At 61.3% G+C, this 26,291-nt stretch carries 17 protein-coding genes and 1 pseudogene; 10 read left to right on the top strand and 8 right to left on the bottom strand.

Going from position 1 to position 26,291, the window contains the following annotated elements; all coding sequences use genetic code 11:
• The 5 genes and pseudogenes from AC3WJU_RS19925 to AC3WJU_RS19905 all read right to left on the bottom strand — a co-directional run.
• Positions 1 to 250, bottom strand: a pseudogene (locus AC3WJU_RS19925) (pyridoxal phosphate-dependent aminotransferase); the annotation flags it as partial.
• Between the two features lie 304 nt (positions 251 to 554).
• Positions 555 to 1,625 carry a hypothetical protein gene (locus AC3WJU_RS19920; protein WP_492260662.1) on the bottom strand — a complete coding sequence of 357 codons (1,071 nt, stop codon included), beginning with the start codon at positions 1,623 to 1,625 and terminating at the stop codon, positions 555 to 557.
• Positions 1,626 to 2,043: 418 nt separating this feature from the next.
• A complete protein-coding gene (locus AC3WJU_RS19915) occupies positions 2,044 to 3,303 on the bottom strand; it encodes a four-carbon acid sugar kinase family protein (protein WP_492260661.1) in 1,260 nt (419 codons plus the stop codon).
• Positions 3,304 to 3,616: 313 nt separating this feature from the next.
• Positions 3,617 to 4,951 carry an MFS transporter gene (locus tag AC3WJU_RS19910; protein ID WP_492260660.1) on the bottom strand — a complete coding sequence of 445 codons (1,335 nt, stop codon included), beginning with the start codon at positions 4,949 to 4,951 and terminating at the stop codon, positions 3,617 to 3,619.
• Positions 4,952 to 5,337: 386 nt separating this feature from the next.
• The gene (locus AC3WJU_RS19905; protein WP_492260659.1) at positions 5,338 to 6,702 is read right to left on the bottom strand and encodes an MFS transporter; all 1,365 of its coding nucleotides are present in this window, start codon (positions 6,700 to 6,702) and stop codon (positions 5,338 to 5,340) included.
• Positions 6,703 to 7,072: 370 nt separating this feature from the next.
• Between AC3WJU_RS19905 and AC3WJU_RS19900 the strand changes: the two genes are divergently transcribed.
• From AC3WJU_RS19900 to AC3WJU_RS19865, 8 genes are all read left to right on the top strand, one after another.
• Positions 7,073 to 8,062 (top strand): PDR/VanB family oxidoreductase, encoded by a 990-nt coding sequence (locus AC3WJU_RS19900; protein WP_492260658.1) that lies wholly within the window; start codon positions 7,073 to 7,075, stop codon positions 8,060 to 8,062.
• A gap of 8 nt (positions 8,063 to 8,070) precedes the next feature.
• Complete coding sequence (locus tag AC3WJU_RS19895) at positions 8,071 to 8,508, top strand: cupin domain-containing protein (RefSeq protein WP_492260657.1); 438 nt, start codon at positions 8,071 to 8,073, stop codon at positions 8,506 to 8,508.
• Between the two features lie 126 nt (positions 8,509 to 8,634).
• Positions 8,635 to 9,792 carry an aromatic ring-hydroxylating oxygenase subunit alpha gene (locus AC3WJU_RS19890; RefSeq protein ID WP_492260656.1) on the top strand — a complete coding sequence of 386 codons (1,158 nt, stop codon included), beginning with the start codon at positions 8,635 to 8,637 and terminating at the stop codon, positions 9,790 to 9,792.
• Between the two features lie 136 nt (positions 9,793 to 9,928).
• On the top strand, positions 9,929 to 10,903 hold the full coding sequence (locus AC3WJU_RS19885) for a D-2-hydroxyacid dehydrogenase (protein WP_492260655.1): 975 nt from the start codon (positions 9,929 to 9,931) through the stop codon (positions 10,901 to 10,903).
• Positions 10,904 to 10,950: 47 nt separating this feature from the next.
• Positions 10,951 to 11,379, top strand: a complete 429-nt coding sequence (locus tag AC3WJU_RS19880; protein WP_492260654.1) for a cupin domain-containing protein — start codon at positions 10,951 to 10,953, stop codon at positions 11,377 to 11,379.
• A gap of 363 nt (positions 11,380 to 11,742) precedes the next feature.
• Positions 11,743 to 12,789 carry a HoxN/HupN/NixA family nickel/cobalt transporter gene (locus AC3WJU_RS19875; protein WP_492260653.1) on the top strand — a complete coding sequence of 349 codons (1,047 nt, stop codon included), beginning with the start codon at positions 11,743 to 11,745 and terminating at the stop codon, positions 12,787 to 12,789.
• 99 nt (positions 12,790 to 12,888) lie between these two features.
• Positions 12,889 to 15,414 carry a CehA/McbA family metallohydrolase gene (locus AC3WJU_RS19870; RefSeq protein WP_492260652.1) on the top strand — a complete coding sequence of 842 codons (2,526 nt, stop codon included), beginning with the start codon at positions 12,889 to 12,891 and terminating at the stop codon, positions 15,412 to 15,414.
• Between the two features lie 214 nt (positions 15,415 to 15,628).
• Positions 15,629 to 15,949 carry an NAD(P)-dependent oxidoreductase gene (locus tag AC3WJU_RS19865; RefSeq protein ID WP_492260651.1) on the top strand — a complete coding sequence of 107 codons (321 nt, stop codon included), beginning with the start codon at positions 15,629 to 15,631 and terminating at the stop codon, positions 15,947 to 15,949.
• Between the two features lie 270 nt (positions 15,950 to 16,219).
• On the opposite strand, the gene AC3WJU_RS19860 is transcribed toward AC3WJU_RS19865, so the two are convergent.
• From AC3WJU_RS19860 to AC3WJU_RS19850, 3 genes are all read right to left on the bottom strand, one after another.
• The gene (locus tag AC3WJU_RS19860) at positions 16,220 to 17,401 is read right to left on the bottom strand and encodes a glycerate kinase (RefSeq protein ID WP_492260650.1); all 1,182 of its coding nucleotides are present in this window, start codon (positions 17,399 to 17,401) and stop codon (positions 16,220 to 16,222) included.
• A 530-nt stretch (positions 17,402 to 17,931) separates the two neighbouring features.
• Positions 17,932 to 19,302, bottom strand: coding sequence for a GntR family transcriptional regulator (locus tag AC3WJU_RS19855; RefSeq protein WP_492260649.1), 1,371 nt, complete (start codon positions 19,300 to 19,302; stop codon positions 17,932 to 17,934).
• 343 nt (positions 19,303 to 19,645) lie between these two features.
• Positions 19,646 to 22,525, bottom strand: a complete 2,880-nt coding sequence (locus AC3WJU_RS19850; RefSeq protein ID WP_492260648.1) for an FAD-binding and (Fe-S)-binding domain-containing protein — start codon at positions 22,523 to 22,525, stop codon at positions 19,646 to 19,648.
• A 577-nt stretch (positions 22,526 to 23,102) separates the two neighbouring features.
• On the opposite strand from AC3WJU_RS19850, the gene AC3WJU_RS19845 reads away from it, so the two are divergent.
• Together AC3WJU_RS19845 and AC3WJU_RS19840 are read left to right on the top strand one after the other, a co-directional pair.
• On the top strand, positions 23,103 to 24,419 hold the full coding sequence (locus AC3WJU_RS19845) for an MFS transporter (RefSeq protein ID WP_492260647.1): 1,317 nt from the start codon (positions 23,103 to 23,105) through the stop codon (positions 24,417 to 24,419).
• Positions 24,420 to 24,650: 231 nt separating this feature from the next.
• Positions 24,651 to 25,817 (top strand): M24 family metallopeptidase, encoded by a 1,167-nt coding sequence (locus AC3WJU_RS19840; protein ID WP_492260646.1) that lies wholly within the window; start codon positions 24,651 to 24,653, stop codon positions 25,815 to 25,817.
• Positions 25,818 to 26,291: the final 474 nt, after the last annotated feature.

Raw genomic sequence — 26,291 nt, 5'->3', positions numbered from 1 at the left:
GCGAGCCAATGTCCCCGGCCAGCGCTTCGCGCAGCTGCGGGATGCCGGGGCCGGGGCAGTAGCCCGTGTAGCCGTCCACGATGGCCCGGTTCATTGCTTCCACGATGTTCCCGGCCGTGGGGATGTTGATGTCACCAAGATGGAAGGGGAACACACGGTTCCCCTCCGCCTTCCAGGCGGCCGCGGCCTGGGCGACGCTGAAGGCGGTCTCGGTGCCCAGGCGTTCGAGCCGGTGCGCGAGTTGCTGCATACTGTTCACTCCTCGTTGAGTTGGAAAAAGATATAAGTAAGAATCAAGCCGGGAACTGGGTGCCGCGGATCCCCGCTCCCAGTGGGACCGGCAACATCGGCGTCCGTGGTCGTGTGGGCGAGAAATTGAACCTTCCATCACCCAAAGGACCTCGCACGGTCATTCCGGGTTGCGAAGGAGCCAGCGTTCTGCTTGGCCATCGCTTCCCGAATCAGAGAGGGCCTTGGCCGTCTTCAGTTGGCTTGAGTATGTCCGTCCCGATCCAGCGGGGATCAAAGAATCCATTCCCGGGATCGGATAGTCCTCATGCAAGGCTCGGTGTTTCGGCCCCTGCCGCAGCCGCGATTGCCTCGTCGGAAACCTCGATCCGGAAGCCGCAGGTTGCGTCGCCGCGTGTCTTCAGCGTCTCCCAGCGCACCACCGTGCCGGGCAGGTACGTGTTATACAGCGTGGTGTGTAGCTCGACATCGTAGAGGTAGCCGAACTTCTGGCCCTCAGCTCCGAACTGGCTCCACGCTGCAGCGTACGGGCACCACGTGCACTCCTGCTTCCAGGTATTCGGCGTCAGCGTGCCCTCTTTCTTCCACTGCCATACGGACACAAGGGGTCCATCCCAGTTGTCCATCTCGGTCTTGATGTTCAGCGGAAGCCCCCGTCCCAGATGATCGGCTCGAAGAGCAGCACCGCGTTCCCGCCCAATGGCGCGTACCGCGCTGCGGACACTCATCTCTCCCGAGGCGTCGTAGGCGGCGAAGATGGAACGAGCCAGGAAGAAGTAGAGAGCACCGTTATGAATGGAGGACTGACGAATAAGCTCGATTGCGCGAGCCGGAGTCGCGAAGCCGGCTTCAGCATCCCTGAGCGAGGCTGCCGCGTCCTCGATCTCCTCACCCTCGAATGCGACCGTCCAGGTCCCGTCCCCCTCCCGGCCCGCGTGCGCCGTCAACCCGCCGAATTCCTCAGACACGCCCTGCAGGGTCCATTCCCAGAAGTCGGACAACCAATCGCCTTGTTCGTGCTGCTCGAAGTAGGACAGCTCCGGTGGCGCGGACATCGTCGCAGACACCCTGTTCGAACTGTGGTCGACGCAGAATCCGGCATCAACGCTGAACATGAGAAAGTCCGCACACTCCCAATTGGCGAGCCACGAGCTCGGCGTGTCGCCGGCGACGACAACGGCGGACTGAGTCCTGTTCGTCATGGCCCGCCAGCGGCCGTACTCGACCAGACCGGACTTGATCGCGGCGGTGGCCCCGGGGCCAAGCTCGCGCTCTGCAGTCTCACGCAGGTTGCGGTAGAAGACCGACTGCTTGTGATACACGTCCCTGAGCGTGTCCAGCAGCCCTGACTTACCGAAGTTTTCGTTGAATCCCATGTTCGTGTTTCGTCCATATCGGTTTTGAGGCGGTTGATTCGGTTGTCGCTGTGGCGATGAACTGCCCGGTCCACTGACTCCGTAGGGTTCCAAGCTTCCAACAGCCGACCACCGGCGAGGAAGGACACCTGGCTGGAACATTCACGGGCGAAGTCAAGTTCGTTTGAGGTGCGAGCCGGTCGGGCCTCGAAGTGCATGTAGTAGTTGACGGACCCTCATCAACTACTATGAAAGCTAGAATACTAGCTGGCATCTGTCAATGGTAGGTCTGTGCCAGCCCGAGAATACGCGTTTGCCCATGCCGCGTGCGACAGCACGCAGCGGATCCAAAACTGGCTGGCATTGCGCCATATGTTTACCGCTCTGCGGACAACATATCGGCCCTCACGGAAACGGAGTTGCTCCGCCCATGACCCCATCACACCGGATCAGGGACCAAGATGTTCAACGCCTTGAGGACCCCTACCAGCGTGTCCGGTCCGCCGACATTTCCGGGCACCACAACATAGAGAATCTCGCGACCTGCCCGGTCCGTCATTTGCCACACGGAGATGCCGGGGAGGACCTGGCCAAGGACGAGGGCTGATTTGGATCCGATGCCGGTGCGGGCGACTTCGGCGGAGGTGATGCCGCCTTTGGCGACGACAATATTGAAACCCGGCAACAGCGACCGAACCGCCGTCGTAAGGGCAGTCATAACGTTTTCGCCGTGAATGAGGGTGTTGTGCTCGGGGAAGCGTTGCCTTTCCGTGGTGAGGATTGCGACAGGCTTCCCATCGAAGGCAAGCCGCGCTGCGTCGGCGGATTCCAGGCCGGCGACAGAGGGAGCATCGAGGGCAGTCGCAGTGTGGATGACAGCAGGATTTCCCCACGAGGCTTCGATTGGCTTCAGCTGGGAGGTGGCACCTTGAGTGTGGGAACCGCAGACTATGAGAACGCGTTCGGCGAAGTCCACAATCGGGGTCGGGAGCAACCGTGTACTGGCAACGCCGGCCAGCTCTGCTGCAAGTGGGGCCGCGGATCGGACTACAACATGTCGACCCATCGCGGTCACGGCATCGACGGCTTTTGCGATGTCGGAAATATCCCCCGCGTTAGCAGCGTCCGGGACGATGACGGAATCCGCAGGAGCCTCAGCGATTATTTGCGTGAGTTCGCCGTTTCGAACCTGATCGGCAGTGACGAGGACCGGGGTGCGCGAGGATTTTTCTGCGACGTATTCGGCAAGGATTCCACTCGAGAACGCAAAGACCGGGTCCTGGGCGTATTCGGTCTCGTGGGCGGGAATGTCCTTGTCTTCGATACGGACGTAGTGGATGCCGTCACGCGTTGTACGGCCGCCTTCGGGAAAAGCGGGCACGAAAAGTATGACGGCATCGTCGCTGAGGAAGACCTCGGTCTCCGGGAAGACGTGGCCCCGAAGGGTCGAATCCCCTCGCAGGACAAACCGGACTTGCTCCCCGAGACGCTCGGCAGCGGATTCTCCGTCGTTTTTGATCTTGCGTGCGAGGGCAACGGCTTCTTTTTCGGAGAGTGCGCGGCTATTGGTTTGAACGTAGACGGACGGCGCCGCCTGAAGGGCCTTTGCGAGCAGGTCGGTTGTGCTGTCGAAAAGGACGGTGACCCCGGTTGCGGACTGGGTCCCTGTGGGGTCGTCGTCAAGAACGATGGTCTTCATGTTCTTCCTTGTCAGCCATTGCGGTTTTTCGGGGGCACAAGAGCTCTTTTGCGGGGCTACGCATCGCGGACCTCCGTCAGCGGCTCTGAATCCGGTCCGCAGTGGCCGAAACTTATGACGAGTCTTGGCGTGCGTTGGCGGGAAAGGTTTCCCGGTGGATTCTTCTTTTTCTCGGGTGTTGACGCGGGAACCCGGCGGCCATCAGTGAGTCGTTGCACTGATGGCCGCCGGGTTGATCCGGGCCAGGTGGTACGTGACTGCCGTTAGTCCGTGCTGAGCCGAGGGGTGGTAAAGGAACCAGCTCCTCGTCTGCTCAGGCGTTGGCTTCCAGCACGTCGTCCCGTGTGTCGAGGACCGGGAGCAGTGTCTTGTCTTCCTTTGCAAGGAAGTCGAACGACTTACTGCCGATTCCGAAGGCGGCTGCGATTCCGCCGACGCAGATGACGGCGAAGTAGATGCCGGTGACCAGGAGGCTTCCTCCTGATGTCGAGCTGATCCAGGTCGCGATGAACGGTGCGGTGCCGCCGAAGATCCCGTAGGCGATGTTGTAGGACAGGGCCCCGGCCGTGCCGCGGACCTTCGCAGGGAACAACTGCACACACGCCAGGCCGGTCATGACGGCGTTGGCGCCCAGGCATACGGCGAAGACCGCAACGATGAAGCAGGCAGCCACGACGTCGACCTGCTGGAACAGCAGGAACGCGGGGATCGCCCAGATGCCCATGACGGCCATTGAGGTCACCGCCACCCGCTTCATGCCGATCTTGTCGATGATGGGTCCGGCGATCAGGTTCACGGTCAGGGCCACCACTGAGGTGACCACGCCGGTCAGCAGTGACTGGGTTGGAGTGAAATGGCGTGTGCTGGTGAGGTAGGAGATCAGGAAGGTGACACTGAGGGAATAGCCGATCGAGCAGGCCGTGGCCCAGCCGATCATGATCAGCATGTTCTTCTTCGCGATCTTGAAGGTCTGCCTCAGCGGAGCGGGTTCGACTTCACCGGCTTGGAGCATCGCAGCGAAAACAGGTGAGTCTTCAACGCGAAGGCGCAGGTACAGGCCGAGGATGGCGAGCGGGGCGGCCGCGAGGAACGGTATGCGCCAGCCCCATTCAAGCAGCTGCCCGGATGTGGTGACCGAGGTCATCAGGATGCACACCAGGGACCCGAGGACAAACCCTCCGTAGGATCCGGCCACGGCAATGCCGGCGAATCGGGCTCGCTTTCCAGCAGGGGCGTGTTCGACAACGTACGTCAGTGCAGAGGTGTATTCACCGCCGGCAGCGATGCCCTGGACGAGCCGGCACACGAGAAGCAGCGCAGGCGCCAGGACACCGACAGCGCCGTACCCGGGCAGCACGCCCATGGCGATGGTTGCGGCGCTGATGAGGCCGACCGAGGCGATCAGTGACTTCCTCCGGCCGATCTTGTCAGTGAAGCGGCCGAAGACAATGGCGCCTACCGGCCGCGAGAGGAAGCCCACGGCGAAGACCGCGAACGTCGAAAGCAGGGCTGCGGCGGGGTCGGTCTTGGGGAAAAACAGTGCGGCGATCGTGGTGGCGAAATAGCCGTACAACACGAAGTCGTACCATTCCACAACATTGCCGATGGTACCGGCAAACAAAGCCTGCCGTCGGGTGCGGGCATCCATGGGTCCTCCTGAAGCGGATGTGACGATCCCACCTCCCCTTCGAGGGGAACCGGCAGTCACGGGTGATTGGTTACGAACGGGGTCCGGATCAATAACGAGTGGAAGAGATCAGGATTCTGATCAATCTGAACCAGAGCCACGCGCTGACACTTCTGCGGTCGGCGGTAGTGCGGGCTCTGTCACTTCATTGCTGATTGGACCTGAATGTGGTCCTCGGAAGAGTCTTCAAATCGGTCTTCTCCCGATTGTGTGGTCTGCAACACAGCTTTGTTGCGTACAACACAAGCTAGAATACTAGGTGGAATGTGTCAAGGTTTTTGTTCAAACTCCTGGTACCCGCACTATTCGGGCGGGCACCAGGAGATCAACGCTCGGATCCTATTCATCTAGGCAGAACCGTGAAGATCGTGCGGATTGGGCTCAATTTCATCCTCGACGTGCAGACCTGCCCAGGGTGCGGAAACGAGCCTTCCCGGGCCTCCCCATGGATCCCCTGGCAATCCCGGACTCGCCGGGCACTGCTGAGGGGCCGGATCCCGCCATCGATGGATTGAGCGCCGTACCATGCGCAGGCGAAAGGCCAGCCAGGATGCGACCAGCAAGGTGGCACTTCCCGGAAGGAGGCCGGCCAGCAGCATCCCCGATTGAGGACCGAAATGTTGATCGATCGATCCCAGCACCGGTCCACCGATAGCAATACCCAGGAACCAGACCGTCATGTAGATGCTCATGACCCGCCCCCGAATGCTGCCATGGGCGGCCATCAGCACGGTGGAGTTGCATGAGGCTTGCAGCAGCAAAGTGAACGCCCCGACGCCCAGCAGGAGTATGCAAAAGAGGGGCAGATCCGGTACGACGGCCGAGACGATGTAAAGCACCGACAGCAGTCCCCCGAACAAGGCGAGCCTTCGCAACCGCGTGTGGGATTGCTTGGCCGAAATAAGCGTTCCTCCCAGCGCGCCGACGGCCACGATGGTAGTAAGAAGGCCGTAGCCGCCTGGGCCCGATTCGAAAACAGATCTGGCATAGACGGCCAGGGTTACCGGCAGATTGGTGGTAAACATGCCGAACAGGCCAATGAGGATTGTCGGCCAGAGGACATCCGGCCGCCTCATTGCGTACCGCAGACCTGCATTCAACCGCCCGCGTTCGTGGCCGCTTGGCAGCGGGCTGCGTAGCTCGCCGGTGCGCAGGCGGACCAGGGTGACAAGCGGCACCGCATAGCAGGCCGTGGCAGCGAGAAGGGTGTCGCCGGGGCCAATCGAAGTGATCAGCAGCCCCGCCGTTGCCGGGCCGATCAGTGCCGCGAGCTGCGCGCACGAAAACGTCAGGCTAATGGCTCCGCGGACATGCGCAGGTTCGACAGTCTCGGCCACCAAGGGGTGGAACGCCGGGAACCCGAAGGCCATGACAATACCGATTCCTGCCATGATCAGCTGCACTTGCCACACCAGCACCGTGCCGGACAGTGCAAGACCTGCGAGGAGGGCGGTACTCAACACCCACCCAACAAAGTAGGAAAGCAAAATCCGGCGTTTTGGATAGCGGTCGGCCATCACTCCCCCGGCCACCCCGAAAAACACCGACGGCACATATACCAGCGCGCCGGTCAGCCCGACGCTCGCGGCACTGCCGGTCAGGTTGAGCACCAGCCAGCTCTGCGTGGTGAAGAGCATCCACCAGCCGGTATTGGCCAACAGAAAACCCAGCGCCAAAAGGCGGAAATTCCGCGAGCTCAATGCGATGAACATTCCGCTCCGCCCAGTGACGGAACCGGGCTGTTGCGGTTCGGTTGGCAAGGCCATGTAGTCCACATCATTTCGTTGACGGTCGCGACGCCCCGGGAACCACCTGCAAAGCACATGCCTCATCGTGGCGCCAGCAGCAAATCTTGTTGGATAAACCTTCCCTCATCTTAGCCCTTGACATGTGATCTCACAGGTTTATAGTTAATTTCATCCAATCGGAACCGGGATCCAGCTACACGCAGGCTGCATCCCCGGCACGGATTGCGGCGCGGGGGCCTACCAGCCTTGTTGGACCGCACCCCCAACTCAGAAACCAACCGAAGGCCAAGACCATGAAATTCTCGAAACACTGCACAGCTAAGGCGGTCGTCAAATGGCGGCAGTAGCGGCTATCGAAAAGAAGACCGGCCGCCGGACGCTCCTCGTCGAGAAGACGGCCCAGGAAGCCAGCGCAGTCCTGAGCCTGACCCTGGTGGACCCGGACGGTTCCGAACTCCCTGCATGGGCCCCTGGAGATCACATCGATCTGATCCTGCCCAGCGGCCAGGTCCGCCAATACTCCCTGTGTGGCTCCCTTGAAGATCCACACAGCTACCGTGTGGCGGTACTCCGCGTGGACACCGGCCGGGGCGGATCAGTCGAGGTTCACGACTCAGCCCTTGAGGGCAAGACCATTGACATCCTCGGGCCCCGCAACAACTTCGCTCTTCACCCTGCGCCGGCCTACGTGTTCCTCGCGGGCGGAATCGGTATCACGCCGATCCTGCCGATGATCCACGCGGCCATCGCCAGCGGCACACCGTGGACGCTGTATTACGGTGCACGGACCCTCGAGCACATGGCCTTCCTGGACGAACTGGCCCAGCTCGACCCGAAGAATGTACACGTTGTGCCACAGGACGTCCACGGCATCATCGATCTTGCCGCGATTACTGCGGCCGGCCCGGACGGCGCCCAATACTACTGCTGTGGCCCTGAACCGATGATCGCAGCAGCCGAAGCCGCTTGCGCCGCCTCGAACCCGCCCCGTGACTTGCATGTGGAACGGTTCGGAGCGCAGCCGACGACGGCCCTTCCTGAGGATCCGGCGAACAACGGTCAGTTCGAAGTCGAACTCGCCAGGTCCGGAAAGACCCTTACCGTTCCTCCCGAACGCACCATCCTGGAAGTCGTCCGCGAAGTACTTCCCGGGGTGCTGTCGTCCTGCGGGGAAGGCTATTGCGGCACCTGCGAAACAAAGGTGCTCCGCGGTGAACCCGATCACCGCGATGACTACCTCGAAGAGGACGAGCGTGCGGCCGGCACCTCGATGATGATCTGCGTCAGCCGATCGCGGTCCTCCTGCCTTGTCCTGGATCTCTAGGACACCGGGTGTACGAAAAGAAGCAAGTCAACGGAGAGGGCACCATGCCGGAAACAGCGCCATCCCGCCCCGGAGTAAGCGGAGAAACAGAGTTCGCGTGGTTACCCCCGGAAACCGAAGAATGGAAGCCTCAAGGCAAACTCGGTCTGCAGGTCACGAACGTCCACGGCGATCCCACCCGACCGGGCATCTATGTAATCCGTATCAAATGGCCACCACACGTGATGAGCCTGCCGCACAGCCACCCCGATGACCGGCACGTCACCGTTCTTTCCGGAACCTGGTTTGTCGGTGCCGATGACGATTTCGATCCGGCCAAAAGCCGCGCGCTGGGACCTGGCAGCTACATGATTCAGCCCGCAGGAGCCGTGCATTGGGACGGATCCAAAGACGGAGAGGCCGTCATCCAGATTGCCGGCTACGGACCGACCGATGATTTCCCGTAGTAATTCCCGGCGTCCAGACCCCGGAATCCCTTCGGCGCGAGACCCGCATCGTCCCGTCTGCGCCCTCAGCCTTCACCAACCGATTTCATGTCTTCCGCTGCGGAGACTCATTAGGAGGAATGTCAGATGACTTGCACACCCACAGCAGCCGGCTTCCAGCCCCGGACCAATCAAATCGACGAATCACGACGCGCAGCCGTGACAGAAGCTCTCGGGCGCACGCTGGAGAGCCGCACGCCTCTGACCCCCGAGTTCTACACTGACCCGTCGATCTTTGACCTCGAGATGGAACTCATCTTCCACCGGGAATGGCACTACGTTGGACACACCGACCGGATCCCGAACCCCGGGGACTACTTCACAACACGGGTCGGTCGCATCCCGGTGCTGATCGTCCGAGGCAAGGATGGACGACTAAACGCCTACGTCAACGTCTGCCGGCACCGCGGCCACGAAGTAGCCCAAGGGGAGGGCAACGAACGCACGCTGCAATGCCACTTCCACGCCTGGACCTGGACCCTCGACGGGGAACTACGCGGCGCGCCCAAGTACGACCCGGAAGCCGGCTTTGACAAGGCGAACTTCCCGTTATTCCGAGGCGCCATCGAGACCTTCGGTCCGTTCATCTTCGTGAACTTTGGTGAGAACCCTGAGCCCTTCAGCGCTTCGCCGACCTTCGGTCAAATTACCGAAAATTCGGAGTGGTTGAACCATGACTTCAGCGCTTTCCAGCTGACGGACCGCTGGGACCACACGGTCCAGGCCAACTGGAAACTGATCCTGGACATCAGCGTCGAGTGCTACCACTGTGCGTCAGTACACCCGGAGTATGCCAGCAACTACGAGACCGGCGAAAATTACCGGATCGATCTGTTCAAGGACTGGCAGCTCCACATCAGCCCGCCCAAGGGGCAACTCGACAACCTCAAAGACGCGAACTTCATCTACCACCTGTGGCCGCACACGCAGTTCTTCATCCAGGGCCCCATCATGAACATCGTGAGGAACATCCCTCTGAGCACCACGACCACGCTGAAGGAAATCCAGGCACTGGGCCTTCCTGGCACGAGCGTGGAGACCATTGCGGCCCGTAAGGCAAGCATCAACCTCGCTCTGGAGCAAGACTACGAGGGCGGAGAGTCCGTGCAGAGCACCATGCCTGCCGGCTTCTTCGGCGGGGCTCCCCTGTTGAAGGACAAGGAGCGCGGTCTGATCTGGGCCCAGCAATCCATGTACCGGGCCTTCGCCGGCCATGAATGGGACGGAACCGACAACACCCACTGATGCAAACCCTGCAGAACAGTGCCATGAAGCAATCGATCGCTCGATCATCAACCACACTGACAACATTTCTCTCCCTCAGCCACCCCCGCTGAGCAACCAAGACAGGAAACAACGGATGCGTCGCATAAAAATTCATATGGAGAACGTCGGCTCTTTGCGGGAGGTCTACGACATCACGCCGGAACGCGTCAAGACCGCGCTGGAGCCATACGGTGATCTCGCCGACCACCTGGACATCAGGATCGGCACTGATTCGGACTTCGAGGAAGTCCTGCAAGACACCGAGGTACTTTACGGGTCCCTGATGGGCCGGGAACTGCCCCGTGATCTGCTGGCCAAAGCACCCAACCTGAAATGGGTCAACTACATCGGCGCTGGAATCGATCACCTCCTCCCTCTTGACTGGCTACCTGAGGGTGCCGTTCTCACCAAGAGCTCCGGTGCGCACATGCCCATCGCCGCCGAGTACGGACTCATGGGCCTTCTCATGCTCAACACGTTTGTGCCCGCCTACACAAGCAACCAGCGTGAGCACAAGTGGGAGCGGTATTTCGCCACACCACTTCAGGGCAAGACCCTCGGTGTTATCGGAGTCGGCCACATCGGTGCTGCCATCGCCGGGCTGGCACAACAGCACGGCATGACGACCCTCGGTGTCCGCCGTACGGGAGAAAGCCACCCGAACATTAACGAAATGTTCGGCCCGGACGGAATCGACACGGTACTGCAGCGTTCGGACTACATCGTCCTGGGAGTGGCCTCCACCGACCAGACCCGTGGCCTGCTCGGCCAGCGCGAACTGCAACTGATGAAGCCCGGCGCCGGCCTGGTCTCCTACGCCCGCGGAGACGTTATCGACTGGGATGCGCTCCGCGAGCAACTGACGAACGGGCACCTCAGCGGCGCAGTAGTCAACGGCTTGCCTCAGGAACCGCTCCCGGAATCATCTCCACTGTGGGACACGCCAAATCTCGTCATAACGCAGCACACCGGGACCCAGGACGATGACCAGTACATGATCCAGTGCCTGGACATCCTCTTCCGGAACATGCGCCGCTACATCGACGGCGAACCACTTCTGTTCCAGTCCGATCCGACCATTGGCTACTAATGTGCCCCGCAGCACCCATTCAACCCTACGAAGGACCAGGAGATACCATGTGCGGTGAAACCAACCACGCCGTCAGCGGCAAATGCGAGTTCGTCACCCTTCAACCCGGAACGGAGGAGTGGACACCTGCCTACGAATACGGCATCAACGTCATGAACGTCCACGGCGACCCCCACGAACCCGGTCTCTACGTGATCCGGATCAAGTGGCCCCCGAACGTGATGAGCCTGCCACACCACCACCCTGAAGACCGGCACATCACCGTACTCTCCGGGACCTGGTACGCAGGAACCAGCGAAACCTTCGACCCCGACACCGCCGTCGCCATGGCCCCCGGAAGCTACATGTTCCACCCGGCAGGTGCAGTGCACTGGGACGGATCGAAGGACGAAGAAACAGTAATTGAGATCGTCGGATACGGCCCAAGCCAGCTGATCCCCCTGGTGAAGGGTCCCCGCGAGTTCTCCCGGGTATAAGCGCCACAGCTGGGTTACTGGAAACCGATCACTCCGGAATATCCGGTCCCGCACAAGATGGCCCGCGTCATCCCCCAAACGGATGCACGAAGTGTCTTGTCAGATTCGAGTGATCCGAGCAAGCTTGCCCCTGTCAGCGATTGCTGCCAGGGGCAAGCATCGTTGAGGTCCGGATCCAATCGGACAGACGCATTGCATCACGCTTCACCGGTTTACATAACAACCGACGGCGGGTGCCGCCCTGAAATGTGTGTGGGATCCGGGGTCAATGCACCCAGGAAATCAACGAATTGCCGGGCCCCTGCATTGGCCTTCCGGGAAGCTATGGTTCGGGCAGGAACTCTTGAACCTAAGGAACTATTGATGACGACGTTGACCGAGTTCGCCGCTATGTACCGGGAGCGCGACACACTGTCCTTCCGAACCCGGCTGCTCATCACGTTAGGTGCCGTGGTCGCTTTGCATGCCGCCGCCGTCGTGCTTTTGCTGCTGGGTGCGGCGGGAGGCGCGCCATTGGCTCTTGGCCTGGTGGTCACGGCGTACGTTGCGGGTATCAAGCACAGCTACGACTGGGACCATCTTGCCGCGATCGACAATTCCACCCGGAAGTTCGTTGCGCAGCGCAAGGATCCGGTGAGCGTGGGGTTTGCCTTCAGCCTGGGACACAGTTCCGTGGTGGTGCTGGCCGGTTTGCTCGTGGTGGCTGGTACGACGATGATCGGGCAGTTCATGGAGGACGGCAGCACCGGCAACAAGATCCTGGGCTTGATCGGCAGCGGCGTATCGGGCTTGTTCCTGCTCGCGATGGGGTTGTTCAACGGATCGGCGTTCGTACGTGCGGCGCAGGTTTACCGCACGGTCCAGGCAGGCGGAAGCCTGCGCGACGAAGACCTCGAGGTAAAGGGATTCGTGGCAAGGCTCCTTTCCAAGGCGCTGTCCAAGGTGGAGCGGCCACGGACGATCTACGTGATCGGCTTCCTGTTCGGCCTGGGGTTCGACACCGCCACAACCATCGGGCTGCTGGTCATCACCGCGACGGCGTCCTTCGCCGGAGTCTCGCCCCTGGCCTTGATGGCGCTGCCCCTTGCGTTCACCGCCGCGATGACCCTGTGCGACTCGGCCAACGGCGTAGCCATGATGAAGATGTACAAATCGGCCATCCACAACCCGCAGCGCAAGCTTGGGTTCAACGTCGTGATCACGGGCATCTCCGCGATCTCGGCACTGTTCATTTCCGTGATCACGCTCGGCGGATTCATGAACGCAGCCTTCGACCTGGAAGACCCCGTCACGACCTGGCTCGGCGAAATCGAACTCGGCGACGCCGGCCTGATTCTTGTCGCCCTGCTGCTGCTGGTCTGGGCAGTCTCAGCATCGCGGAGCCGGAGGGGGCGCAAGGGAACAGCCTGAGGAGGCCATGTCGCCCAACGCCCTTGAATATGCGCTGTCCAGGAAGTCTGCCCTTCGGACCGGAATGACGACGAGGCGCCCAACAACGAAAGGACTGTCATGCCACAGGAAAACTACCGGGCATTCGACCTGACAAAGTACGTCAACGTCGATGATGACGTCGATGCCCCAGGAGTTGCGATCCGACGCGGGCCATCATTGCTCCACGGACTACCGTTCCTCTTCGCTGAAGCAAATGACAGCGGACGCGCCCTCAGGGTAGATGCCGGTGGTTCCGTGGTACTGTCCTTGACGTCGGCTGACCGGGAACCGAAGACGCTCACTTTCGCCCACAGGGTCCGGGACGACCTTACCTGGGTAGATCGCCCCGTCGGGCGTGAGAATGGCATGTACACGTTCACGTTCACGGACGGACAAGTGGTTCGTGTCCCGATCCGCGAAGGTTTTGAAATTGGCATGCCCTGGTTGGGTGAGGTCTACCACAGCCGTGCAGTTCTCCCAAGCCTCGCAGTACCCGACCAGGACGATACCCTGCCCGACCGGGACAACGGCCCTTTTCGACTGGCCGGCTTGCGGCAGACCGAAGTAGTAGGCGCAGGTCGTTGGGCCGACCACTGCGCAAATGTAGGAGGAGGGTGGCGCTACTGGCTATGGACGTGGGAGAACCCCCACCACGACAGCCACCTGGCCGAAATCCGGATCGAAGCCGTCCACGGGGCACTTGAGCTCGGTGGCCTGTGCATCGGGTTCGTGGACGAGCATCCCTTGCGCCCCGATCGTGAGCGCGCCGTCGTGGCGGACGTGCCTGGCGGCTACCTTGGCGACGGTTCCGATCTCGCCATCAGCGTTGACCGCGGAACCAGCAGCTACACCACAGCTCTCCTGGCCCAGCCGGAGCCTGATGATCCATTCTCGGCATGGGGAGACAGGGCAGGTTCGGCGGTGGTAGGCGCATATGCGAGGGTCTCCTCGGTTGGGTCCGGGACGGTACGGCTGGGCGCGGGCACAGAAACCGTGTCACAGGCAAGCTGGGGACAGCTCCGACGCAACGTCGAAGCCGATTCACCCCTGCGGATCACTGAGCTGGGCCGTAACTGGGTGCGGACACAAATTGTTGACGACGCAAGCGGCACCCCGATCCCCTGTCGCGTCAACTTCAGTACGCCCGATGGTGTTCCGTATCAGCCGCATGGACACCATCAGCACGTCAACAGCGACCTCTCCAGCTGGAACATCGACGTGGGGGCTGACGTCCGTCTTGGACGCACTACCTACGCCTACGTCGAGGGCCGTTGTGAAGGTTGGTTGCCCAGAGGAAAGGTCCGGGTCCGGGCAGCTCGCGGTTTCGAATACGCGGCGCTTGACGAGACAATCACCGTCGACCACGATACGCGTGAACTAGTTTTCCGGTTGAAACGTCGGTTTGATCCGAACAAGGACCGCTGGTACAGCGGAGACACCCATGTTCACTTCGCGTCCAGCTTCGGAGCCCTTAAGGAAGCGTCCGCCGAAGGAGTCTCGGTCGTGCACCTGCTGCAGACGCAGTGGGGCAGCCATTTCAGCAACATAGAAGACTTCCTCGGCCGTCCCGTGTCCAGCGACGACGGCTCGACGATACTATTCACCTCTCAAGAGAACCGCCAACACTTCCTGGGGCATCTGAGCCTGCTGGGACTCACCGACCCTGTGATGCCATGGTCCACCGACGGACCCAACGAAGCGGTCATGGGCGGCAGCCTGGAAACCACGCTCTCTGATTGGGCCGACCGCTGCCACGCACAGGGCGGCACGGTCGTGCTGCCGCATTTCTCGGTGCCACTAGGGGAACAGGCAGCGCTGATCGCCACGAACCGCATCGACGCGATCGAATCCGTGGCCACCGATTCCGATCCCGGTTTCGCCCACTACTACCGCTACCTGAATGCCGGCTACCGTGTGCCGATCGTGGGCGGAACCGACAAGATGTCCAATGATGTGCCGATTGGACTTTCCCGGACCTACGTGCGCCTGAAGGCCAACGATGACTTCGGATACGAGTCCTGGTGCAACGCGCTCAAGGCTGGTGGCAGTTACATGACCAGCGGACCGATCTTGGACTTTTACGTCGACGGCGCTGCGATAGGCGATACGCTCCGCTTGCCCGAGCGTGGCGATCGAGTCACAGTGCGGGCCAGAGCCCGCAGTATCTTGCCGATGTATCGGCTTGAGATTGTGCATTCCGGACAAGTAGTGGCAAGCACCGAGAACGAATCCGGAGCCTTCCAACTGGAGCTCGAAGAGGATATCGACGTTAATGCCCCTGGCTGGATGTCCGCGCGCGTAGGTGGTGGTGGCCCCGAGCATCTGACGCGGCATCGCGACGAATGGAAACGATCAATAATGGCGCACACGTCTCCTGTGTACCTAGCCTGTGGCGATCGGGAGTCAGCCGCGGATAGCCAGGCGCTGGAACACATTGGTGCGCTGGTCGAACGCGCGCGGTCTTACGTGCTTCATCGTCACGGGTCATCGTCCGGATCGGACGTCCTTCACCATCACGGCGGCGACCATAGGGAGTTCCTCGTCCGTCCCTTCGACCAGGCCAGGCAAGATGTTGAGAGGCGTCTCGGAATGCAAGCCGGTTGACACTGATTGGGGCCCCGTTATCCGTCCATCGTCCATGCGGTAGCTAATTTCCGTTATCGCGTCCGGGTTTCCCGGTAGCGTTCCGGGGTCATGCCCTTCAGGGATCCGTGGGGCCGTTCATGAGGGTGGACAGCTTTCCATTCCTCTGCCAGATACCGTATCTTCCACTGACGAAAGGCACACGCCATCTGGTTGATGACACTTCCTGGCCAAGATGAAGACCGGTGCGATCCGCATTAACACCGCCCGGGGACCAATAGTTCACGAAGAAGCTCTCGGCGATGCTCTGCCAAGCGGGAACCGTGCCGCTGGCGGCCTGGATGTCTACGAAGACGAGCTGAAACTGGCAGCGGGTCTGGCCGCCTTGGGACATCCCGTTCTGCGTTCCCAGATCGGCAGCGCCACCGTCTCCGTTTGCGCTGAAATGGCGCCAGCTCGGTGCTCTCAATGCTGTGTGATTGTGGCAATGGCGGACGGTCAAAGGCCCGACCACCCGGTAAACCCTGAAGTGTGGGCCGACAGGGCACGATCATAAGTGCGGCGCACCACCGGATGCTTCCGGCCTCCCGGTGGTGCGTCGGCTTCGTTGTGATCCGGAATCAGGCCGATCGCAACCGCGGGACGGCAGTCCCGGTCTGGAACTTCCTGGCCTTCAGCCAGCACAGCACCCTGTCACCCATAGCGTTGAACCTGAATCGAGGCTGCCTGCAGCCGGTGCCGGAGAGCAGAACACCCAGGGGACGCGCCGTGCGGCGGGGGCGCAGTGCCCGGCGACTGGACCCCGAAGTCTCTTTCGATGCCCTTTTTATTCCAACGGCGCCGTTCTGGCGCTCTGTCCTTCTTCCCCGCCTTCCGTCCGGTTCAACGCCGTGTCCGTGTCCGTGTCCGACGAGACTGGTGACATTGTGATGGCGGTAGCCAACTGTCGTCCCGCTTCGCGGAGCCAGTGAGATGGTTGCGTCATCGCGGAATCGACGGAGCCGGCCAGATCCGCAAGCGATAGAGCATGCCCCCAGCGGTCCGGTACGGATGCTATGGTCCCGGCGACCAAAGCGGTTGGTCTGCGGTGCCGGCCCGCAATGGTGTGCACGAGCGCCGGTGCTTTGCCCATATCGGACTGTCCGTCGTACCGGCCTTCACCGGTAATCACAAGGTCTGCTGCGCGAATGCGTTCATCGGCGTTGAGAGCCTCGGCGACCGCAACCGCACCGGGGACGAGCGCTGCACCCCAAGCGAGCAAGCCGAAGCCCGTTCCTCCCGCAGCTCCGGATCCCGCTGCCTCCATATCGACGGTTGGAAGGAACGAGGCAAAGTGCGCCAAGGCAGACTCGTAGCTTTCCACCTCTGACGCACGGATTCCCTTCTGTGGTCCAAACACTGCTGCCGCTCCACGGGGACCAAGCAGAGGTGCATCGACGTCACAACAAACCATTACACCCCCGGGCGGCAGCGGAGACAGACTACCAAGGTCTAAAGATGACAAATCGGTGAGTGCAGCCCCGCCCAGGGGCAAGGGTTCTCCCGACGCGTTAAACAAGCCCGCACCCAGCGCGCGCAGCATCCCGGTCCCGGCATCCGTGGAGCAACTGCTCCCAATGGCCAGGGTGAGCGACTCCATTCCATGGTTCAGTGCATCCGCTATGGCTTGGCCGAAACCCCAAGTGTGCGCGTTCCCTGGCCTCAAAGCGTCGAGCAATTCTATGCCGCTGGTGTTGGCGAGCTCCACCACCCCGCGTTTGCCGGGAAGCTCGACCCAGTTGGCGTGTACCTCCCGGTCTGCCGGTCCGCGGACCGTCACGTTATGGAAGATCGCACGCGGTTCGGCGCCCGCAAGCGCCGTCAGCGTGCCCTCCCCTCCATCTGCGAAGGGAATCAGATCCATGGAGTCTCCCGGGCGGACCTCCAACCAGCCGTCACGGATCGCCAAGGCAACATCGTGGGCCGCGACCGTGCCTTTAAACGAGTCCGGTGCAATGACAATTCGCATGGGCATTCTCCTCTCTGTACTGACTGAACTTTGCCAGTGCCGCTTTGGCGGCCATGCAGAGCAGCCGCCGATTGACGGAGGCGTCCAAGAGGCCGAAATTCAATCTCACTAAATAATACCATTGACATCTGGTTTCATATGTTTAAACTGAGAAGGAGAAGTTATAGCGCGGCTCAGGTGGGCCCAGCCAGGATCCCCCCGCGTGCATTTCTTAAGGACGGACATGATGAGCACTGCGTACAGCCTGCTTCTCGCCGGCGTTTTTGGTCATCGCATGGATCCTTTGCTGGTGACTCCACCTCGGCGACGGCGGCCGCTTCCGTTCGAGGACGGCTTGAGCCGGGGTCCGTGGAGCTGCAGTCCATGGGCGGGGCTTTACTTCGATGAGACTGAGACCTATCCAGGTAGCGTTGATGACTTCGGCCGCATCCAGTAAGGGTGGACCAATTGCGGACGGGTGTAATCCCGTGCCGGGCAAGCCGCGGCGATGGCTTTGCATCGCCCCCGGCTTCGAATGTCACCGGCGCATGTTAGACAAGATGCAGGCGCCACGGAGCCGGAGTGGGTCCGGATTTGTCTTCTGCTGACTCGGCCGGGGGATATGCCCCGCCGACCATGCGGCCGGAGTTGGTGGCGATGACGACGCCGTTCCGGTCAATGATCGATGATCCCTGTGGGAGCGGTGCCAGCAGCGGTGCAAAGGCCGTTTGCAGGTGGCTTACCAAGACATCTGCACCCGCTACGCCGATCAGCCGGCCGTCGGGAGTTGTTACTCGCTTGGTGAAATCGATGATGTAGGCGTGGCCGTTGGCGTCGACATATGCATGGCTTGTGTGGAGACCGGTACTTTCATCCTCAGGCCACCATGCGGTTGCGCGGAAATCGTAGTACTGCAGATCCTGGTACACGCGCTGGGGCGTTTCCATACCGAGCGGCTTGTAGTACCAAACGAAGCCTGTCTCTCCGAAAAACGATGGATCGGTCAAAAAGATGCCTAAACCGTTCAAGGTAGGCGAGGCCTCCCCCAGGGTCCGGCGCAGGACACTATCCAGTTCGCCAAGGGCATCGGACCCGGCGCCTGGCTCGTCCAGAAGATCGGAAACGGTGTCCTGAACAACCTGGAGAGCCGAGCTGGCGGTGACCGTTATTCTCTCTGTCAGCGCGTCGATGCTTTGAATGGCCCGATCCGTTTCGGTAGCAGCAATCGGACCTGCAAGGTCAAGAGCCATCCGTTGATCGATGAGCCGATTCATGTCATGGCGAACGTGCTCTTCGGCTAGGATGCGGGCCCTGCCGGCATCGCCGACGCGTATGGCTTCGACGATCGCGACGTGTTCTTGAGCGACCAGATGACCAGCGCTTGTCGAAGGTGACCACAACAGCGCCCCGACTTCGGCCTGGAGGGCGACCTCCTGACGGGTGAGGCGTACTGAGCTTGACGCAGATGCGAGTTCAATGTGGAAGCGGCTGTCTGCTCGCGTTACGTCGGCCGGCTCGACTACTTCCTCGACTATCCCAGCCAGGGCAGCTAGTCTCTCCAAGGGTATTTGCCGGGCTCTGGTAGCCGCGGCGGCGGCCGCTGCGCCTGTCAATGCGGCGCGATACTCACGCAGATCGCGTAGATCCTCAAGGGAATAGGAATGGAGCCTTTCCCTGTGGGCGCGTTGCGGGTTCCTGCCGTTTGCCTTGACGAAGCTTCCCCCTCCCCGGCCGCGACGTGTCTCAATGAACCCCTGATGTCGAAGATCAGCCAAAGCGGTGCGAAGCGTTTGTGTGGAGACACCCATCATGGCTGCCAGATCACTTTCACTGGGTAGTTGTTCGCCGTCTTCGAGCAATCCCAGCTCGATCGCATGGCGAAGCCGATCGCCGATTTCTTCCCCACGTTCGGCGATTTCCAATCGGCCGAACGCCAGTTGTTCCCTCCAGCTACTCATTGCCGTCCTCCTGATCGTCCCCGGGCCTCCGCATGCTCCCATCCTATCCTACAAACCTTGACATGTGATCTCATAGGTTTTTAGCTTTAGGGAAAGTAGGGATCAATTGGGGATCAACGGGACACCGTCCATCGGGTATCCCTCGCAGAAGAAGCCCGGGGAGGTGGGCATGATGAAATCCTGAAGCTTGTTCACGAACATCGTGCGGATCGGGAACGGACTCGTCCATGGCCTGCACCCAAGGCCCCCGAATAGTCCCGCGATTCCTGGCTGCATTGACCCCGTTACCTCCGGTGCCGCCGGGCCCTTACGGACGGGTGGCTGCAGCCAGCAGTTCCAGGATGTGTTGGTACGGCCGGCCGGTTGCGCGGGTCAGCCCTATTTCACAGGTCCGGTTTGAGGAGGCGTACCCGGCAAATCGGTCGCCGCGGGCCTGTTCGGCTTGTGCGATGCCGGCAGCCTCCGGCGCCGTGGCCGAGGCTGTAAGTTCCGGATGCAGCAGTCCGCGGTCTCCGGCGAAGGCGCAGCAGCCAGCATCGATCGGGGTGAACACCTCGTCAGAGAAGTGCTCTGCGATCGTGACCAGATGGTTGGCTGTTCCGGCGATGGTGCTGGAGCAGGTCGGGTGGAGCGCGACTGAGGAGATGCGCTGCTGTACTTGCAGCTTTGGCAGGAGGTCCACGGTGAATTCGATGGCGTCGATAACCCGGAGGTCTGACTTTTCAGCAGCCGATCGCAGCATGACTTCCAGGCCTTCAGCGCAGGATGAGGCATCTACGATGATTGGCAACCGCCCGCCTTCGCTGGCCGCCAGCAGCGCAGGTACGACGATGCCCCGCATGTGTTCCCAGCCGGCAGTCATTCCTTTTGACTTCCAGGGAGTGCCACAGCACATCGAAGCGAGCTTCTCCGGTGTACGGAGGCGGATTCCGGCACGGTCGCAGATTTCGACGAAAGCGTGCGATACGCCTGCTGATCCTTGGCGGTCTTCCGGGCCGAACATGGTTCCGATGCAGGCCGCGAAAAGCACAGCGTCGGCGTCCGTGTCGCGACGTACGGGCCGCTTGGATCCGCCGGTCGGAAGGGAAGAATCGTAGGCGGGAAAAGCATGACCGATGAATTTCCGGGCCACGTTGGTAATTGCTTCAGATGGGCCGGGGAGGGCCTTGGCGACAGTCATCGCCACTCCCCCGATACGGGACGCGGGATCCCATGCATGTGCTGCACCGGACCAGGCGGCGGACTCGGCCTTCCCTGCCGTTTCTGCCCGTAGCCTCCGGACCAAGTCGCCGGTGTTGATGCCAACCGGGCAGGCGGTTCCGCACATGCCGTCGACGGCACAGGTTGATACGCCGTCGTAGTCATAGCCTTCGAGAATCCGGCGTGCCAGCTCGTGGTCGCCTTTGGATTTGGCGACTTCGGCATCGCGGCGCAGGGTGATGCGTTGCCGGGGGGTGAGTGTGAGCTTCCGCGAGGGGCACACGGGTTCGCAGTAGCCGCACTCCACACACCGGTCAACTTCTTCTTCGACGGTAGCGGTCTCCTTGAGATTGTCCAGGTAGGACCGTGGGTCACCGGAGAGCACTGCTCCGGGATTAAGAATCCCTTGCGGGTCAGCGAGATCCTTGAGTTCACACATGATTCCGTAGAGTTCGGCGCCATACTGGCGGCTCACGTAGGGGGCCATGATGCGACCGGTTCCGTGCTCGGCTTTGAGCGTTCCCGCTGCTCCCAGGACCAGGTCAACGAGGTCTTCGGTAAAGTTTTCCCAGCGACGGGTATCCTGGTCACCGCCAAAGGCCTCATTCAGCATGAAGTGAAGATTTCCGTCCTTCGCGTGGCCGAAAATCACTGAATCCCGGTATCCGTGCTCGGCGAGGAGCCGGGCCAGGTCCTTGCATGTGCTGGCCAGGGCTGGGACGGGAACGGCAATGTCTTCGAGCAGTTGGCTCGTGCCCGAGGGCCTGGCGCTGGCCACTGCCGAGTACAGGCCCTTGCGTACCTTCCATAGGGCTGCCCTCTCGCGCGAATCCTGAGTCATCGCTACCGGCAGGGCCAGTCCCAGCTCCGCGAAGAGTTTCTCCGCCTCGTGAACCGTGCCGTTGAGTTCCTCAGGTTTGTTTGCGGCGAATTCCACGAGCAGCGCCGCCGGGTCAGGCAGGTCCAGGGTCCGGATCTGTTCGGGGCATCCGGACAAGCCGGATGCAACCCGAAGGGACGTCGCGTCCATGAGCTCAGCCGTCAAAGCACCGGCTTTCACAAGTTCGGGCACCGCAGTTGCTGCTGCGTGCACGCTGGAAAAGACCAGAAGTCCTGTGGAGATATGGGGCTTCACTTCAACCGTGTCAAAGACGGCTTCGGCGACGAAGGCCAAGGTGCCCTCGGAACCTACCAAGAGATGCATAAAGATATCGAGGGGATCCTCGTAGTCAAGGAAGGCATTCAGGCCGTAACCCATGGTGTTCTTCATTGAAAACTGCTGGCGAATGCGTTCCACGGAGACCGTTGAGGCATGGATACGGCGTCGCAGGCGCAGCAGGCCCTGATAGAGAGCCGGCTCACGGGCGGAGAATTCAGCCGAGGCGCCCGGAACCCCCGTGTCGATGATTGTCCCGGAGGGCAGGACGAACCGTATGGACCGCAGGGTCCGGTACGTGTTGGCCTCGGTGCCGCAATGCATGCCCGATGAATTATTGGCGATGACTCCGCCGATCGTGCAGGCGATTTCACTCGCCGGGTCGGGGCCGAGCGCGCGGCGGTAGCGCGCAAGCCTCTGGTTGACCGCACGGACGGTCGCTCCAGGTTGAACACGCACCGACGCTCCGTTGTCCATTACGTCGATCGCCCCAAATTTTCGGCGCGTATCGGCCAGGACACCCGAGGACACTGCTTGGCCGGACAAACTTGTCCCTCCGGAGCGGAACGTCAGAGGCGTTTCGTGGCGTGCACAGACGCCGAGCATTGCTGCGACGTCGTCCGCGGAGCCAGGCGAGGCGACAACGCTGGGGATCAGAAGATACGGTGACGCGTCATGGGCGTTTGCGTACAGGTCCAGCGGCCGTGTTGTCACGGCGTCGTTGCCCAAAACCGCGGCGAGGTCACGCGCGAGCCGCTCTTCTCCGGACGCCTGCCCCGGCGCGGAGGCCGGCGGGCGGTGGGCAGAGACACCCATCGTTCTACGGGACATCAGAATCCTTTCCCAAACTTGCAACGACGCCGCATTGCAGTCAATTTCAAGATTGCCTCCGGGTAGGAAAAGCAATGCACCTCGCCCGGACCACGGAGATCCGGTTCAGCAAACCTCCCCGCCAAGAAGCAGACCCGTCCGTTTCACGCCGTCACCCCCGAGATCCGCTGGTCTTCTTCGGGCTGAACCGCGTTGACCATTGATCAGGAGCCTTGGACGGAAATATCGTGGCCTGCTGAGCCAAGGATGGCACACATCCTTGACATGTGCCACCTAGTATTCTAGCTTGTGTTGTAAAATACTACTGTGCCTCAGACCACATTGGAACGGGTTGCGATTTCACCACCCAGGCCTTTCACGGGTGCCCATAAACAGGTGCGGCAAGATGTGAAAAGAAGTCCGTCTGGATCAGTGCGCCCGCAACACATCCCTGCATGGGTGGTTCGGTGCTTTGCGATCTCTGGGCTTTGGAAGCCGCCATGACTCATCAATCAGAGGAGAGCGGCAGATAGGTACTCAGCTCGTGACCATCGCCTGAACAGAGGCTCGAACCGTCCCTTTGCTTACAGGAGGACCCATGGATGCCCGCACACGAGGGCAGGCGTTGTTCGCCGGTACCATCGGCAATGTTGTGGAGTGGTACGACTTCGTGTTGTACGGCTACTTCGCCACCACGATCGCCGCACTGTTTTTCCCCAAAACCGACCCCACCGCCGCCCTGCTTTCGACGTTCGCGGTATTCGCCGTGGGCTTCCTCTCCAGGCCGGTAGGCGCCATTGTCTTCGGCCGCCTGACAGACAAGATCGGGCGCAGGAAGTCGCTCATCGCCTCGGTCGGCCTCATCAGCGCCGCAACCATCGCCATGGGCGTGCTGCCCGGATACGGCGCAGTGGGTATCGTGGCGCCGGCGCTGCTTCTGCTGTGCCGGCTCGTCCAGGGTCTGGCTGCAGGCGGTGAGTACACTTCGGCGCTGACCTATGTTGTTGAACACGCGCCGCTTGAAAAGCGAGGACGCTACTCAGGCGTTGCGGTAGCAGGATCGTATGCAGGATTCGCACTGGGGTCCCTGGTGTGCATTTTGATGACTTCAACGACGACGTCAGATCAGCTGCTGTCGTGGGGCTGGCGGATACCTTTCCTCGCGGCGGCACCGTTGGCGGTGATCGGCCTCTATCTTCGTCTTCGGGTCGAGGACTCCCCTGTTTTTGCGGCGATGCTCAGCGCCGGTGAAGTCGAGCCGGCACCGCTGAGGCAGGCTTTCAGGATCGCGAAGAAGGGCATGCTGATCATGGTTGGATGGGCCACGGCGTGCTCGCTCGGCTACTTCCTCAGCGTCACCTTCCTGATCTCCTTCCTGACCAGCTCGCGGCACTTCACTCCGACCCAATCGCTCCTCACAGGCGTGGTGACCTCTATGGTTGCGTTGGTGGTGAACCTGCTGGCCGGACCCGTCATCGACCGGCTCGGAATGAAGCGGGTCGCCGTCACCTCCATGGCCGTCATGGCTATCTGGGCTATCCCCGCGTTCCTCTTGTTCCAGAGCGTCGACTTTGTCCTTGCCTGCCTCATTGTCGCCGTCTTCGCTGTGTGCCTTGGAGCCAATGCAGTCATCACTGGCCTGGCGTGTGTGCAGTTGTTCCCTGCACGGGTCCGCGGCACGGCCGGGGCGCTGTCCTACAACGTGGCCTACGGCATCTTCGGCGGCACCGCGCCCCTGCTGGCAACCTGGCTCACCGCTAGCGGGAGCCTCATCGCACCGGCCATCTACCTTGCAGTGATGTGCGTGATAGGCGTCGTTGCGGCCGTCGTGGGCATTGGCAGCCGCTCGTACGATTTTTTGGTGAAGGAACAGGAACACGGATTCACCGAAAAAGTCGAAGGGGCCAGCGCTTAATCATTGACCGTCTGAGGCGGCCCCGTCGGGGCGGCGCACCTCATCGGACACTTGCACACCCATTGTCAGCGACATTGTTTGTAACCGACATCGTCGTCCAGCTCGACCGTCGACAGACCGTCAGAACGTCTCTGAGATCCCGGTGTACGGCTCTCTCGCGGCGCTCATGGTGGACACCACCCGATCAAACTTGCTTGACCCTACGCTCGCATTAGCAAATGGAGGATTCATATGGCACCTCATAACCAGCATTTCAGCCTTGAGGAGTTCAGCCTCCGCCAGGCGGCCGCAGTGGCGGCACTGGCAGAGTCGGATCTTGACGGAATCTTGTTGTTCAAGATCGAAGACATGTACTGGCTCTGTGGCTTGGACACCGACGGTTTTTGCATTTTCCACGCCATGTTCTTGAACCGGGACGGACGCCTGACCCATATCAGTCGGGTCGTGGACCTGGCAAATGTGCGGTACTCCTCCATTTGCGAGGATATCCGGGTGTGGCGCGACGACGAGAACAACCCTGTCAGCAAAGTAATCAAAGATACGCTGGCGAGCCACGGCATGGCGGGAAAACGTGTAGGGATACAGCTGGACACCATGGGTCTAACGCCGAAGCTGCACCAGCAAATCGAAGCTGAGCTTGATGGTTGGTGCCAGCTCGTCAACGCCTCAGGCCTGGTCCAGCAGCTTCGATTGGTGAAAAGCGACAGGGAGCTGGACTACATCCGTCGGGCGGGGCAGATCGTCGATTCCTGCAGGGATATAGCGATCGCCGGGGTGCGCCCCGGCGTATTCGAAGGCGATCTCATGGGCAAACTGTGGGGCAAAGTCTTTTCAGAAGACGGTGACCCGCCGGCACACCGGAGCCCGATCGGCGCCGGCGCGTCCGCACTGAACGGACGCTACACGACAGGCCGGAAAAAGATCGGTCAAAACGACCAGGTGACGTTCGAACTCGGGGCCGGATACCGCCACTATCACGCCGTGGATATGTTCGTCGTGCTGACAGGACCCGACATCGACCCACGCCATCTAAGGATGCACGAGGCCTGCCGGGATGCCTTGGAGGCTGTTCAGGGCAAGCTTCGACCTGGATATACGCTCGGGGATGTTTACGAGACGCATCGTGCGACCCTTGCCAAGCATGGATTCGAGGACAGCGCCCTTGCAGCGTGCGGCTACACGATGGGCGCCGTGTGGCCGCCCACGTGGATGGAGCAGCCCATGATCTATGCCCACAACCCTGTCGTGATTGAGCCGAACATGACCTTCTTCACGCACATGATGCTGGTTGACCAGCAGGCCGGCTTGACCATGTCCCTGGGAGAACAGGTAATTGTCACCGACGGGCTCCCGGAACTCGTTACCACCGTCCCCCGGGAGCCCATCATCACCCATTAGGCGATGGCGGCCTGACCCGGTCCGCCAACTGATGCGCTTTGGCCCGGCTACTGTAGGAGCACGCACCCTCGCGCGAACGGGGAGAGTGTAGGAAGGCACAACGGACCGACGAGTCAGGATGACGTGCCGCAGCACCCCCCGGGATCAGAACGGTATTGGGGGTGCGGTCGATCCCCTGGAGCATTATGCATTCGGGCTCCGCGTGTTCCCCGAAACCCGGGGAACACGCCTTTCGGCAGTTGGGCGGGAATGCCGCATCGGACGTTGACGCGGCAGGGGTCGAAGGAACCGATGCTCCTTCGACCCCTATGCCGCCATGGGAGGAACGGTTCGCGACTACGCGGACGCCGCGGCTGTTGGCGGCAGCGCAGAAAAGCTCCCTGCCTTCCCGATGGTGACGGCGAGGTAGTCGTGGACGGCGCGCTGGGTGTTTTCAAGGAGCGTTCTCATGGCCGCTGATGCGCCTTCCTCATC

It is taken from the genome of Arthrobacter sp. FW306-1B-F12A, assembly GCF_058781865.1.
This window is presented reverse-complemented; position numbering and strand designations above follow the sequence as displayed.

Coding starts and splice junctions, on each gene's coding strand:
- AC3WJU_RS19890 (WP_492260656.1), top strand. CDS start 8,635: ATGACTTGCACACCCACAGCAGCCGGCTTCCAGCCCCGGACCAATCAA.
- AC3WJU_RS19850 (WP_492260648.1), bottom strand. CDS start 22,525: ATGTCCCGTAGAACGATGGGTGTCTCTGCCCACCGCCCGCCGGCCTCC.
- AC3WJU_RS19875 (WP_492260653.1), top strand. CDS start 11,743: ATGACGACGTTGACCGAGTTCGCCGCTATGTACCGGGAGCGCGACACA.
- AC3WJU_RS19885 (WP_492260655.1), top strand. CDS start 9,929: ATGGAGAACGTCGGCTCTTTGCGGGAGGTCTACGACATCACGCCGGAA.
- AC3WJU_RS19860 (WP_492260650.1), bottom strand. CDS start 17,401: ATGCGAATTGTCATTGCACCGGACTCGTTTAAAGGCACGGTCGCGGCC.
- AC3WJU_RS19865 (WP_492260651.1), top strand. CDS start 15,629: ATGAAGACCGGTGCGATCCGCATTAACACCGCCCGGGGACCAATAGTT.
- AC3WJU_RS19845 (WP_492260647.1), top strand. CDS start 23,103: ATGGATGCCCGCACACGAGGGCAGGCGTTGTTCGCCGGTACCATCGGC.
- AC3WJU_RS19840 (WP_492260646.1), top strand. CDS start 24,651: ATGGCACCTCATAACCAGCATTTCAGCCTTGAGGAGTTCAGCCTCCGC.
- AC3WJU_RS19920 (WP_492260662.1), bottom strand. CDS start 1,625: ATGGGATTCAACGAAAACTTCGGTAAGTCAGGGCTGCTGGACACGCTC.
- AC3WJU_RS19905 (WP_492260659.1), bottom strand. CDS start 6,702: ATGTTCATCGCATTGAGCTCGCGGAATTTCCGCCTTTTGGCGCTGGGT.
- AC3WJU_RS19870 (WP_492260652.1), top strand. CDS start 12,889: ATGCCACAGGAAAACTACCGGGCATTCGACCTGACAAAGTACGTCAAC.
- AC3WJU_RS19900 (WP_492260658.1), top strand. CDS start 7,073: ATGGCGGCAGTAGCGGCTATCGAAAAGAAGACCGGCCGCCGGACGCTC.
- AC3WJU_RS19880 (WP_492260654.1), top strand. CDS start 10,951: ATGTGCGGTGAAACCAACCACGCCGTCAGCGGCAAATGCGAGTTCGTC.
- AC3WJU_RS19915 (WP_492260661.1), bottom strand. CDS start 3,303: ATGAAGACCATCGTTCTTGACGACGACCCCACAGGGACCCAGTCCGCA.
- AC3WJU_RS19910 (WP_492260660.1), bottom strand. CDS start 4,951: ATGGATGCCCGCACCCGACGGCAGGCTTTGTTTGCCGGTACCATCGGC.